This window comes from Sphingobium sp. AP50, assembly GCF_900109095.1.
Taxonomy (GTDB): Bacteria; Pseudomonadota; Alphaproteobacteria; order Sphingomonadales; family Sphingomonadaceae; genus Sphingobium.
Genome location: NZ_FNYZ01000001.1, coordinates 601,756 through 615,013 on the forward strand (window position 1 = coordinate 601,756; position 13,258 = coordinate 615,013).

The following is a 13,258-nucleotide window of genomic DNA, read 5'->3' on the forward strand; positions in this document are numbered from 1 at the left end:
TGGAAATCGAAGAATAGCCTAACTGCCTAAGACGAGGGCGAACGGAGGCAGTTTAGTGTGTTGATGGAACGCCCGTCTGATCCACGATTCGCGCTGTCGCCATGTCGGCGGTGACATTGCCGACGGTACGGAAGATATCAGGCACGGTTTCGACCGCCAGCAAGAGCGGCAGCGCCTCCACCGGGACGCCCATGGCCAGGCAGATGGGGCCGGTGGTGGTGAAGAAGGTGATCTGGCTGGGCAGGCCTACCGCCGCCAGACTGACGATGGCGGCGACCAGTACCCCCATGATCAGTTGCGTCGGGCCAAGCACCACGCCGTTCATCGCCGCCACATAGAGGGCGACGCCCAGATTGGCGGGTGGGCTGGTGATCCGGAATAGCGAGATGGCGAGCGGCAGCACGATGCTGCGGGTCGTCTCCCGCACGATCAGCGGCCCGTCGCATGCCTGAATCATCGCGGGCAGCGAGGCGATGGAGCTCTGGGTCGAGAAGGCGATGGCCTGTGCGGGGATGGCGGCGCGGATGAAGCGGCCTGGCGCGATTCGCCCCGCGATCATCACCAGCGGATAGACCAGCAACGTCACTATGACGCAGATCAGCACGATAAAGCCGATATAATGGAGCAGCGCGCCCGCCGTTGCGAGGCCGGAGCGCGCGCCCGCGACCAGCGCCAGCGCGAACACGCCCAACGGCGCCAGCCACAAGACCCAGCCGACCAAGACCAGCAGGGCGTCCGCCAGCGCCTGAAAAAAATCCGTCAGCATCGCGCGCCGTTCCTGCGCGATGCGCGTGACGGCAAAGCCGAAGATCAGCGCGAACAGGACGACGGCAACCACCTGTCCCTCACTCGCAGATTTCAGCGGGTTCACCGGAATGAAGCCCAGCAGCCATTCGGCCGACGGGCGCACGTCGGGCACTTCCGCGATCGGGCCAGAGCCCGCCAGCGCGCCGACGGCGCCCGTTGGAACGGGCCAGAAATGCAGCATCAGCGGGCCGACCAGCGCCGCGACGGTGGCGGACGCGACCAGCAGGATCGCGAAGAGTGCGATCGCGCGGCCGGCCATGCCATTGGTCCGCGCGGTCGTGGCCGCCTGCGTGATGCCGGTGACGAGCAGGGCGAAGATCAGCGGGATCAGCGGCATCTGAAGCCCGCCCAGCCAGGCCTTGCCGATCGGTTGCGCCACCGCGACGACATCGGCCTCCCATGCCCCGCCCGCTTCGGCCAGGGCGATGCCGCAGCCCAGCCCCAGCACAAGGGCGATCAGGATACGGACGGTCAGGGACATGCGGCGAACTTTCCTCTGTGGCGTGCCTGAAGGGCAACGGGTCGCGGCAGGCTATCCGCTATCCCCCTTGATGGAACAGCGAAAATTATCGGTCAGCATGGGCGTAGACGATTTTAGGCTGAAAACGCACAAAGGCCCGACACTCCCTGGGGAGCGTCGGGCCTTTGTGCATTCGGCTTGAGTCTGACCTCAGCCCTTCTTTTCGGGCGGCAGCGTCACCTTCACGCTTTCACCGCTCTGGCCGGGGAAGTTGGTGAACATCACGTCGATCAGGTTCGGCACCAGATAGGTCAGTTTGTTCGACAGCGACTGCGCGCTCGCCTTGCCTTCGAACAGGCGGCGATTGTCGGCTGCACGATCGATCTTCATGCTGAGATCGCTGGTGTAGACGGTGTAGCTCGACACGTCGTTATAGCCCGCGCCGCCGAACAGCCAGGGGTCATAGAAGCCATAGCCCCAGGGACGACCCCAGCGACCGCCAAAGCCGCCGCCCCACGGGCCACCCCATCCGCCATAACCACCGCCAAAGCCGGTCGAGCGGACCTTTTCGCGACCATTGTCGACATCATAGGCGACGCGCACGATCAGGTCGGCACGGGCCGGGTCGCTCGCGGCGACATAACCGGTCTGCGCCAGGCGCTGCCCGACCATGTCGGCATAATGAGCGAATTCGAGGCCACCGGCGAGCTTGGGATCGTCGGCGACGACGGTATAGCTTTGGCCTGCGGGCGCGGGCAATTGCTGGAAACGAGCGACATCGGCCTTGAAGCCAGTGGTGCAGCCCGACAATGCCACCAGCGCCAGGGCAGGCGCTGCGAACAGACCGATCTTGTTGAAACGAGCCATGTTTTTACGTCCTGTGTCAGGCAAAGCGCCTGAGTCCTTATTAGCGCCCTGAGATAGCAGAACGCAACTGAACATCGTTTGAACGCACGAACCCATCGAACGGGCGCAGAACCATGTTCTCGCAGATACGACGACGCAGGGACGTCTATTCCGTAGTCCGACAAAAAAAGGGCCATCCTTTCGAACGGCCCTGTTGCCTTCATGCATCAGTGTGGGTCATCGCATCAGGCCCCCGTGTCAGCGCATCAGACCCATGGCGTCATAAGCGGCGCGCAGCGCCGGCTCGGCCGCCGCTTTTGCCTTGGCCGCGCCCTTGTCCAGAATCGCGTCGAGCGCTGCGTCGTCGGTGCGCAGCTCCAGGAACCGCTCGCGAATCGGACGCAGCGTTTCGACCAGCACTTCGCCCAGCGCTGGCTTGAACGCGCCAAAGCCCTTGCCGGCAAATTCTGCGCAGACCGCGTCGGTCGTCCGCCCGGTCAGTGTGGCGAGGATGCCGACCAGATTGGTCGCTTCCGGTCGTCCGACCAGGCCCTCGGCCGTTTCGGGCAGCATTTCCTGATCGCTCTTGGCCTTCTTCACCTTGGCCATGATCGCATCGTCATCGTCGGTCAGGTTGATGCGGCTCATGTCGCTGGGGTCGGACTTGGACATTTTGGCCGTACCATCGCGCAGCGACATGATCCGCGCCGATTCCTTGGGGATGATCGGGGCGGGCAGGGTGAACAGGTCGACGCCGAAGTCGGTGTTGAACTTGGCCGCAATGTCGCGGCACAGTTCCAGATGCTGCTTCTGGTCCTCGCCTACCGGCACATGGGTCGCGTTATAGAGCAGGATGTCGGCGGCTTGCAGCACCGGATAGACGAACAGGCCGATCGACGCGCCTTCGCGGTCCTTGCCCACCTTGTCCTTGAACTGGGTCATGCGGTTGAGCCAGCCGATCCGCGCCGTGCCGTTCAGCAACCAGCACAGTTCCGCATGGGCAGGGACGCGAGCCTGATTGAACAGCACGCTGCGGTCCGGGTCGATCCCGGCGGCGACCAGAGCGGCGGCCATGTCGCGCACGTTACGGATGCGCTGCTCGCGCCCCTCATGCACGGTGATGCTGTGCATGTCGGCGAGGAAGAAGAAGCACTGACTCTGATCGTCCATCTCATCCTGCATGCGTACCCAGTTGCGGATCGCGCCGAGGTAGTTGCCAAGGTGCAGATTGCCGGTGGGCTGGATGCCGGAGAGGACGCGCATTATACTTCTCTTCTTCTTCAGGTTGCACTTTTGCGGCGCATCAGCGCCTTGATGTCGGACAGCCGATAGGCCCCGGTGACGACGGATGCCAGCCCGTAAAGCACTATGCCCGCGCCGACCAGCAGGCTGAGCGCCACATAGCGTTGCGCCATCGCGCCTGTCAGCCAGGGATCAAACAGGCCTTTGCCCGCCCAAAGCGCCCCGCCCATGACCATGGCGGCGGTCGCCAGCCGTGGCAGGCGGCGCTTGAGTTGCGCGTCCATCACGAAATGGCCACGCGCCACCAGCGTCGTGTAGAGCATCATCACATTGACGCTGGAGGAAAGGGCCGTCGCCAGTGGCGGGCCGACATGGCCGATGCCCAACGGCGCCAGCGCGGGGATCAGCAGCAGATTGCCCACGATGTTGATCCCGATCGACAGCATCGCATAGCGCACCGGCGTCTTCGTGTCGCCCCGCGCATAATAGCCGGGCGTCAGCACCTTCACGAGCACATAGCTGGGCAGGCCGATCGAAAAGGCGGACAGCGCCCAGCCGCAGGCCTGCGCATCCTGCGCGGTAAAGCGGCCATATTGAAACAGGCCGCGCACGATCGGTTCGGCCACGGTCAGGAAGGCGACGGTGGCGGGCAGGGTCAGGAACAGCGCCAGTTCGATACCGCGATTCTGCGTCTCCATCGCCTCCGCCTCCTGCCCCTTGGACAGCATGCGCGAAATGGTGGGGAGGAGGATGGTGCCAAGGCCAATGCCGATCAGGCCCAGCGGCAGCTGATTCAAGCGATCCGCATAATAGATATAGGTGATGGAACCGGAGGCCAGCAGCCAGCCCGACAGAGCGGTGGAGATCAGCAGGTTGATCTGCGACGCGCCCGCACCGGCGGCAGCGGGCAGGATCTTGCGCAGCAGTTCGCGCACGTCGTTATCAAGGCGGGGGCGTTTCAGCTTCATCGACACGCCCGCCCGCTTGCAGGCCCAGATCAGCCACAGCAGTTGCAGTGCGCCGCCGATCGTCACCGACATCGCCTGTACCCGCGCCGTTTCATATTCGTCGGCGCCGTGGAAGAACCACAGGCCCGCGATCATCGCGACGTTGAGCAGGATCGGGGCGGCGGCATTGACCCAGAATTTGTCGAGCGAATTGAGGATTCCGCCCAGTAGCGAGGCAAGGCTGATCAGCGCCAGATAGGGGATGGTGATGCGCGACAGGGTGACGGCGAAGGCAAATTGCTCCGCCGTCGGATTCTGCCGCGAAAAACCGCCCGACAGCGCCCAGGTGATCGGCCAGGCGGCGGCGATCAGAACGGCGGTGAAGAGGATCAGCACCGGCAGCAGCACCGCCAGCGCCCGCTCGGCAAAATCATAACCGGCGGGCAGGCCGCCGTCTCCGGCCGCCTTCTTGTTGAACAGCGGGATGAAGGCGGCGGAAAAGGCGCCTTCTGCAAAGAGCGCGCGGAACATGTTCGGCAGCCGGAAGGCGACGCCGTTGAAGGCGTCCGACGCAAAGCCCGCGCCGACATAGCGCGCCGCCAGCGAATCTCGCACCAGCGCAAGGATGCGGCTGGCGAGGGTGAGGCCGCCAACCGAGCCGAGGGCTTTGATCAGTTTCATGACCAAACCCTTTTAATAAGCAAAATCCGTTCGTCCTGAGTAGCCACTGAGCGAAGTCGAAGTGGCGTATCGAAGGACAGTTGCACGGATGCTTCGATACGTTGGACGGGTCGGATCGTCCCCCGGACGATCCTAAAACATCCGGGGGATGTTTTACCTGTCCAATTCGGCAAGCTCAGTCCCTACTCAGCACGAACGGTTTTGCGTATATAATCAGGCGTGGCCGGCCGGCTCGCCTGCGGTCACTTCCATCTGCTCGGCCTGCTGCAAATAGAGCGCGCCGAAATCGATCGGGTCCAGCAGCAGCGGCGGGAAGCCGCCGTCGCGAATCGCGTCGGCCAGCACGCGGCGGGCGAAGGGGAAGATCAGGCGCGGGGCTTCGGCCAGCATGAAGGGCTGGATCTGCTCTTCGGGCACGTTGCGCATGCCGAACAGCGCGGCATAGAGCAGTTCGGCGGCAAAGGCGGTGCCCTGCGGCGCCACGGCCTTCACTTCGATCTTCAGCGCGATTTCCAGCACTTCGTCACCCACGCGCTCTGCGCCGATGTTGAACTGCACGTCGATCTGCGGCTGGTCCTGCCACTGGTAGACGGCCGGAGCGTTCGGATTTTCGAACGACAGATCCTTCACATATTGGCTGATCAGGGCGATCTGCGGCGCGGTGTCGGCGCCATTGCCGATGTTGGTGGTGATGTGATCCGCTTCGTCGGCCATGCTCTTCCTTGACTTTCCTTGCTGATCCGGCGGCGATCAGGCCCCGGATATCTCGATCAGCGCGCTTAGCAGGGCGCGCAGGGTGGAGCAATGGCGGCGCAGGCGGGGTAAGGGCAAGCCTCTATTTGAAACTGCGCGCAAACATGCCTATGTTGGCCGGAACCTTGTCCCACGAAAAGGGTATAGCCTTCCGTGTATGTGATCGTAATCCTCGCCATGATTGCCGGTTTTCTGGCGCTTCGGCTCTATTCTGTCCTTGGCAAGCGCACGGGGCATGAGCAGGAGCCCGCGCTGCGTCCGGCCGAGGAGCGGGCCAAGGTAACGGTGCTTCAGCCCGCCCCTGTCGGGCAGAATAGCGGCGATTCGGTGCGGCTGGCGGAAGGGCTGATCGCGCCGGGCGCGGAAACCGGCGTGCGCGCGCTGATCGCCGCCGATCGCAATTTCGACGTGCCGCAGTTCGTGGATGGCGCCAAGAGCGCCTATAAGATGGTGCTGGAGGCCTTCTGGCGCGGCGATCGCGAAGAATTGGCCTGGCTGTGCGACGCTGATGTGCTGGGTTCCTTCGAAGAAGCGATCGCGGCCCGTGAAGCTGATGGCCATGTCCTCGACAATCGCCTGGTGCGCATCGAAAAGGCGCAGATTATCGAAGCCTCGATGAACGGCCGCATCGCCGAAGTGGCCCTGCGGTTCGAAGCGGATATTTCCGCCGTCACCCGCGACAAGGATGGCATGGTGATCGCCGGATCGCTGACCGATGCCGTCGGCACCAAGGATATCTGGACGTTCAGCCGCGACATTCGCAGCGCGGACCCCAATTGGAAGCTCAGCGAAACCGACGAAGTTTGATCGCGGCATGATGCGTCGTCAGTCGGGAGCCGCACTGCTTGCGGCGCTGTTGCTGTCCGCCTGTGCGGGTGGCGTCATTCCGCCTTCGGCCGGTGGACCGGCAGCGCCGCGTCCCGTGCCGTCTGGGGAGGGGGCGACCCGCCCCGTGCCCGCCACGCCGCGTCCCACCTTGCCGGTCGATCTTCCCGCCGACCCTGCGCTCGACAAGAGTACGGCGGCAGGCATGGGCGTGACGCGCGGACCGGATATCGCCAGCCTCATGCCCTCGGGCGAGCGTGCGCGTCTGGCGCTTCAGGCCTTCCGCCTGTCCTGCCCCACGTTGATGCGCCGCGCCGACCAGAGCGGCCTGACCCGCGGGGCCGACTGGAATAATAGCTGCGCCGCGGCCTCCAGCTGGCCCGAAGCCTCAGCCTCCGAATTTTTCGCCCGCTATTTCGAAGCGGTGCAGGTGGGTGACGGCACCGCCTTCGTCACCGGCTATTATGAGCCGGAAATCGCCGGTTCGCGCACGCAGCAGCCCGGCTATGCCGTGCCCATCTATCGCCGCCCGACCGACCTGATCGATGTCGACCTCGGCCAGTTCAACGATGCGCTCAAGGGCAAGTCGATCCGTGGCAAGGTGCAGGGCAGCAAGTTCGTCCCCTATGACGAACGCAGCCAGATCGTGGCGGGCACGCTTGCCGGGCGCGGGCTGGAACTGGCCTATGCCGCCGATCCGGTCGAGTTCTTTTTCCTTCAGGTGCAGGGCAGCGGTCGGCTGAACCTGCCCGGCGGCGGCGTCATGCGCATCGGCTATGACGGGCAGAATGGCCGCGACTATACCGGCATCGGCAAGCTGATGAAGGATCGCGGCCTGATCCAGGCCGGGTCGATGCAGGATATCATGCAATATTTGCGCGCCCACCCGGTCGAAGGTGCGGCGATCATGAACGAAAATAAGAGCTTCGTCTTCTTCCGCGAACTGACCGGCGCCGGTCCGCTCGGCGCGCTGGGCGTGCCGGTCACGCCCGAAGCCACTGTTGCGGCCGACCCGAAATTCATCCCGCTGGGCGCACCGGTGCTGCTCTCGCTCGACCGTAGCGAGCCCAACGGCATCTGGATCGCACAGGATACCGGCGGCGCGATCAAGGGCGCGAATCGGTTCGACAGCTTCTGGGGCGCGGGCGCCCGTGCGCGTGGCATCGCCGGTGGCATGTCGGCGCGGGGCAGTGCGCTCATCCTGCTGCCGATCGGATCGGCCGCGCGCCTCGCCAAGCCCTGATCCATGGTCCGGCGGCGCCTGTCTGTCGAGGAAGAGGCGCTCTGGACCGCGCTGACCCGGTCGGTTCGGCCGATCCGCGCGCCTGTGCCGATGCCGTCCCTGCGCCCCGCTCCTCTGCCGGTCGCGCCGCTGCCGACGCCGGCCAAGAAAAGGTTAACGGTTCCGCCGCCCGGCCCGGTTGCTGCGCCGCCGCAAAGAACCCCTGCTGCCATACTCGACAATGGCTGGGAGCGGCGTATCCGTAGCGGCGCGATCATCCCGGAAATGAGCATCGACCTGCACGGGCACAGCCTGTCGGCCGCCCATGCCCGCCTTAACCATGCGCTGTCCGCCGCGCTGGCGCAGGGGGCGCGCGTGCTGCTGGTCGTCACTGGAAAACCGCCCAAGGCCGCCGCCAGCGGGGGCGAGGCCCGGCGCGGCGCGATCCGTGGCGAAATCGGCCACTGGCTGGAAACCAGCCCCTATGCCGACCGCATCGCCAGCGTCCGCGTCGCCCATCCGCGCCATGGCGGTACGGGCGCGCTCTATCTGATCCTGCGCCGCAAGAAATAGGCATTTTCGCCGCCCGCGCTGACCCTTTCTTAACCACCGTCCTTCATATCCGGCTGATCGGGCGCCCTGCATCGGGGCTTAAGTGGGGGGCAGGCAGGCACATGCGGGGCGTGACGTTGAAAAGCCGCGCCGCTGCCTTCGCCTGTGCCGCAGGGGCGCTGGTCTTCATCCTGTCGCTGGTGCTGGGCTATACGCCGGGCCAGGAAGATGATCTGGAACAGGTCAGCCGATCACTGATCATCGCCATATTATGCGGCACGATGAGCTGGGCGTCGGCCCGGCGCACCATCGCCACGACCGCCACCGCCATCGATGCCGCCACCGAACGGCTGCTGTCCGCCGCCCATGGCGACCTGCAATCGCCGGTGCCGGGCGACATCGGGCAGGAATTGCCGGACCTGTCGGTGGCGATGGAAAGCCTGTTCAGCCAGGTTCGCACCAATCTGGACCATGTTCAGGCGCTGGCGCTGTTCGACCAGATTACCGGCCTTGCCAACCGCACCAGCTTCTGCCGACAGGTGGAGCGGCTGCTGGCGGAGCGGCCGGCCGATGGGATCGGCGCGCTCCTCTTCATCGATCTGGACGGGTTCAAGGCGGTCAATGACACGCTGGGCCATGCGGCGGGCGACCAGTTGCTCGCGCGCGTCGCTGGCCGCCTGCGCGAAGTCGTGATGGCGCAGGTTAGCGCGGGCGGCAGCGATGGCGTGATCGGGCGGCTGGCCGGCGACGAATTCACCATGTTCTTCCCGCATCTGTCGGGACTGGCGGCGGCGCAGCGGATCGCGCGCGCCATCCAGTTCGCATTGGGCGAGCGGTTCGACCTTGGCAGCCAGCATGTCGATCTGGGCGCATCGATCGGCATCGCCTGCTGCCCCGACCATGGGGACAGCCTGACAGAATTGCTGCGCGCGGCCGACATCGCCATGTATCATGCCAAGCATCAGGGCCGCGGCCGCACCGAAATCTATACCGACCAACTCGCGCTGGAGGCGGAAGACCGGGCGGAACTGGAGCGCGAACTGCTGCGCGGTCTGGAACGGGACGAATTTCTGCTGGAATTCCAGCCGCAGATCGATGTGGCCAGTGGCCGGGCCGTTTCCGCCGAAGCGCTGGTGCGCTGGGCGCATCCGCAGCGCGATCTGGTCATGCCCGGCGCTTTCGTGCCGATCGCGGAGGAAAGCGGCACCATCGTCGCGCTGGGCGACTGGGTGATGGGCCGCGTGTGCCAGACCGCTGCCCGCTGGTCGCAGGTCGGGATCAGCCAGCGGATCGCGATCAATATCTCGACCCGCGAACTGGGCCAGCCCGATTTCTTCCTGCGCCTGCGCCACGCCATCGCCACCCACGCCGCGCCGCCCGCCATGCTGGAACTGGAAATCACCGAATCGCTGGCGATGGACATGGACCCGCGCGTGTTGGAACAGTTGCGCGGGCTGCGGCAGGATGGCGTACGCATCGCCATCGACGATTTCGGCACCGGCTATTCCAACCTGTCGCGCCTGAAGGAATTGCCGGTCGACCGGGTGAAGATCGACCGCAGCCTGGTCCGCGACATCGCCACTTCGGCAGAAGCGCGCACCATCTGCTCCGCCGTCGTCGGCCTGATCCAGGGGCTGGGCATGGAAGTGGTGGTCGAAGGGATAGAGAGCGAGGCGCAGATGGACGTGCTGCGCATCATCGGCTGCACCCTGTTCCAGGGCTATCACCTCGCCCGACCCACGGGGGAGCAGGATTATCTGGCCCAGTTTGGAGGCCAGCCAGTGCTGCTGGCGCGGGACGCGGGGTAGGGAGTGGGCCGGGAAGGCATGTCCTTCCCGTCAGATGCTTTTTTCAGCTCAAGCCCCGTAGATGCCATGTTTTAAGTGGCGATCGAGTGAGGGCGCCCATCATGTCCCCCGTCACCTCCATATCCACCGTCATCCCCGCGAAGGCGGGGATCCATCTCTCGCCTTTTCCCCTCGCTGACAGGTTGGGAGATGGGTTCCCGCCTGCGCGGGAATGACGAATTTGGGTGGTTTGCAGATGGACGGCTTTTGATTGAATTCCGCTAAATTGCTGCCATAAATACGGCAGCATATGGGAAGGGGCATGTCTATACGTAAGCGGATATTCGGGAAGTCCAAACCCGGCAGACCTCCCGTTTTCAGCATTGATCCCGTGACATTCTCAGCCGCGCAGCGCGTCGAACGAAGTGGGCACTGCTCCTGCCTTGGCTCGCGAGGTAAGACCGGTCGCCCTAGCGTTCCAAATCTCCATGTGGAGATTCAAGATACGTCTGCGCCTGGATGGCAGGCGCTATTGGCTTTGATCAGTGACAGTAAAACCGCGTCCGTATTTGAGCCATCGGCGGTGGTAAATGCTGAACAATGGTCTGAGATCATCACTTTGCCAGCCGAAATAGACATTCTCTCAGCAACGAGCCAATTGCGGCTTTATGGTAGCCATCTGCGCCGGCTTCCCCCTGAAATTGGAAGATTGTCCGCACTCACTAATCTGGACATTTATACCTCCTACTCCCTGCATTGGCTGCCCTACGAGGTAGTGCGCTGCACCGGTTTGCGTGACACGAGAATGAGCACGCGAGCACTCTATGGAAATATCAAGACGAGACTGCCGTTCCCGAGATTGTCAGACGCACTGGAGACCCTTCGACCTCAGACTTGCAGCGTTTGCGATGAGCCATTTGGCGAGCGCAACGCGAAACCCTTTTGGACCACCCAGCGGATCGGAACCGATGTGGCTCCCTTGCTAGCTCACACCTGTTCTTCTGAATGCACCGCCCGCATTCCCGACGCACCTCAAGGATATTTTGCAAGACCCCATAAGGGCGGCGGAGGGGTCGGTATGCCCGACGCGGACCTGTAGTTCCGCGACGGCGGGTTTCGGGTGCCGACCGGTAGAGGTTAGAGGGCAACAAATGGTCGTAATCGCCCATAGCCTCCCGTCATAGCTCACCCCGCTCCGGCAGCCTTTCCATGTTGGAAATTCTCTGATCTATCCTGCGGGATGAAAGCGCCGGCTTCCTCTCGCACTCCCACGCCCGCCCCGTCGCGCAGATGGCGCGTTACTGTGGCCTATGTTGCGCGTCGCAGGCGCGCCGCGATGGCGCATCCACCCCGGCTAGTGTGGCATGACAGGCGCGTTCCTGACGCTTGGCGGGCGCGTTGCAGGCGCATTTCGCGTCAAACAGCCCGACGACACTGTGAACTTCGGCCTGTCGCGCCCGCCACGCCGCCGGTCAGCCCAATGCGCGTTCTACAACCAGCGCATAGATGCGCTGCAAATCGCGCAAATCCTGCACCGCGACCGCTTCGTCCAGCTTGTGCATGGTGGCATTGTTGAGGCCGAATTCCGCCACCGGGCACAGGCGCGAGAGGAAGCGCGCGTCGGACGTGCCGCCGGTGGTCGACAATTCGGTGTCGAGGCCGGTCACATCGCGGATCGCGCCGCTGATCAGGTCGCTGAACGCGCCCGGCTGGGTAAGGAAGGATTCGCCGCTGATCCGCGCTTCCACCGTGCCGCCTTCGGTGGCGGTGATGGCCTTGATCCGGTCGATCAGCGACGCGCCGCTATGCTGATCGTTGAAGCGGATCGAAATGCGCGCGGTCGCTGCGCCGGGGATCACATTATGGGCGGCATTGCCGACCTCCAGATCGGTGATCTCGATATTGCTCGGCTGGAACCAGTCGGTCCCTTCGTCCAGCACTTCGGCTTCGATCGCCGTCAGGACGCGGACCAGCCTGGGGATCGGATTGTCGGCCAGATGCGGATAGGCGACATGGCCCTGCGACCCGGATACCCTGATCCACATATTCACCGACCCGCGCCGGCCGATCTTCACCACATCGCCCAGACGCTGGGAAGAGGTGGGTTCGCCCACCAGACACATGTCCGGGCGCAATTCGCGCGCCGCCATCCGGTCCATCAGCGCCAGCGTGCCATAGACGGCCGGGCCTTCCTCATCCCCGGTGATGATCAGGCTGATCGTGCCGGGCAGATCGTCGGGCAGGTCGGCCAGCGCCGCGACGAAGGCGGCGATCGATCCCTTCATGTCCACCGCGCCGCGCCCGTAGAGCAGGTCGCCGCGAATCTCCGGCGCGAACGGATCGCTGGCCCAGCCCGGCCCCGGCGGCACCACGTCCAGATGCCCGGCAAAGGCGAAATGCGGCCCCGCGCCGGTGGTGCGCCATGCCAGCAGATTTTCGACCGGACCGTCGGGCGCCTCCCCCACGACAAAGCGGTCGACGGTGAAGCCCAGCGGCACCAGCATCGCTTCCATCTCAGCGAAGACGGCGCCGGTCGCGGGGGTGACGGAGGGGCAGGCGAGCAGGCGCTGCGCCAGTGCCACCACATCATTATTGCTGCTGGTCATGCTCATCCCGTGGCGTTAGCGAAAGCCTGCGCCCTTGGCCAGCGGCAGAAGGAGGACCAGCCCATGCCCCGCATCGATCTGGACAGCATCGCCCAGAGCAACAGCACCGGCTATCCGGGCGATCATGCGGATATCGTCGCCGGGCGCTGGGTGCGCCGACTGGGGCCGGTAAGCGGCCTCAGCGATTTCGGCGTCAGCCATGTCGTGCTGAAGCCCGGCGCGGCATCCTCCCACCGCCACTGGCATGAAGATGAGGATGAATTTCTCGTTCTGCTGGCCGGGCGGGCGGTGCTGGTGGAGGAGGGCGCGCGTACGGCGATGCTGCCCGGCGACATGGCGGCTTTCCCCAAGGGCAAGCCGAATGGCCATCATCTGCTGAACGAAAGCGATGCGGATTGCGTCTTTCTGGCCTTCGGGCGGCCCCCGGCGGGGGATTGCCATTATTCGGATATCGACCTTCTCTGGTCGGGCGGCGCCTACCGCCACAAGGATGGGAGCGACTATTGACGATGCACGAGATGATTCAGGCG

General features: G+C 64.5%; 11 protein-coding genes. 5 read left to right on the forward strand and 6 right to left on the reverse strand.

What is annotated here, in order from left to right; all coding sequences use genetic code 11:
• Positions 1–52: 52 nt before the first annotated feature.
• The 5 genes from BMY84_RS03025 to secB form a co-directional block, all read right to left on the reverse strand.
• Entirely contained in the window at positions 53–1,288 is a 1,236-nt protein-coding gene (locus tag BMY84_RS03025) for a dicarboxylate/amino acid:cation symporter (RefSeq protein ID WP_093080384.1), read from the reverse strand.
• Between the two features lie 189 nt (positions 1,289–1,477).
• Positions 1,478–2,134: a DUF4136 domain-containing protein gene (locus BMY84_RS03030; protein ID WP_093080387.1), complete on the reverse strand. Its 657-nt coding sequence runs from the start codon at positions 2,132–2,134 to the stop codon at positions 1,478–1,480.
• 237 nt (positions 2,135–2,371) lie between these two features.
• Entirely contained in the window at positions 2,372–3,376 is a 1,005-nt protein-coding gene (gene trpS, locus BMY84_RS03035) for a tryptophan--tRNA ligase (RefSeq protein ID WP_093080389.1), read from the reverse strand.
• A gap of 17 nt (positions 3,377–3,393) precedes the next feature.
• On the reverse strand, positions 3,394–4,983 hold the full coding sequence (gene murJ / locus BMY84_RS03040) for a murein biosynthesis integral membrane protein MurJ (protein WP_093080392.1): 1,590 nt from the start codon (positions 4,981–4,983) through the stop codon (positions 3,394–3,396).
• A 213-nt stretch (positions 4,984–5,196) separates the two neighbouring features.
• Entirely contained in the window at positions 5,197–5,697 is a 501-nt protein-coding gene (gene secB, locus BMY84_RS03045; protein ID WP_093010802.1) for a protein-export chaperone SecB, read from the reverse strand.
• Positions 5,698–5,889: 192 nt separating this feature from the next.
• Here secB and BMY84_RS03050 point away from each other — a divergent pair, with 192 nt between their 5' ends.
• From BMY84_RS03050 to BMY84_RS03065, 4 genes are all read left to right on the forward strand, one after another.
• Positions 5,890–6,543: a Tim44/TimA family putative adaptor protein gene (locus BMY84_RS03050; RefSeq protein ID WP_093080395.1), complete on the forward strand. Its 654-nt coding sequence runs from the start codon at positions 5,890–5,892 to the stop codon at positions 6,541–6,543.
• A 7-nt stretch (positions 6,544–6,550) separates the two neighbouring features.
• Positions 6,551–7,804 carry a murein transglycosylase A gene (locus tag BMY84_RS03055; RefSeq protein WP_093080397.1) on the forward strand — a complete coding sequence of 418 codons (1,254 nt, stop codon included), beginning with the start codon at positions 6,551–6,553 and terminating at the stop codon, positions 7,802–7,804.
• Positions 7,805–7,807: 3 nt separating this feature from the next.
• Positions 7,808–8,356 (forward strand): Smr/MutS family protein, encoded by a 549-nt coding sequence (locus BMY84_RS03060; RefSeq protein WP_093080400.1) that lies wholly within the window; start codon positions 7,808–7,810, stop codon positions 8,354–8,356.
• Between the two features lie 101 nt (positions 8,357–8,457).
• The gene (locus tag BMY84_RS03065; RefSeq protein ID WP_093080403.1) at positions 8,458–10,143 is read left to right on the forward strand and encodes a putative bifunctional diguanylate cyclase/phosphodiesterase; all 1,686 of its coding nucleotides are present in this window, start codon (positions 8,458–8,460) and stop codon (positions 10,141–10,143) included.
• A gap of 1,451 nt (positions 10,144–11,594) precedes the next feature.
• Here the strand turns inward: BMY84_RS03065 and dapE are convergent.
• The gene (gene dapE, locus BMY84_RS03070) at positions 11,595–12,734 is read right to left on the reverse strand and encodes a succinyl-diaminopimelate desuccinylase (protein WP_093080406.1); all 1,140 of its coding nucleotides are present in this window, start codon (positions 12,732–12,734) and stop codon (positions 11,595–11,597) included.
• A 57-nt stretch (positions 12,735–12,791) separates the two neighbouring features.
• On the opposite strand from dapE, the gene BMY84_RS03075 reads away from it, so the two are divergent.
• Positions 12,792–13,235: a cupin domain-containing protein gene (locus BMY84_RS03075; RefSeq protein ID WP_093080408.1), complete on the forward strand. Its 444-nt coding sequence runs from the start codon at positions 12,792–12,794 to the stop codon at positions 13,233–13,235.
• Positions 13,236–13,258: the final 23 nt, after the last annotated feature.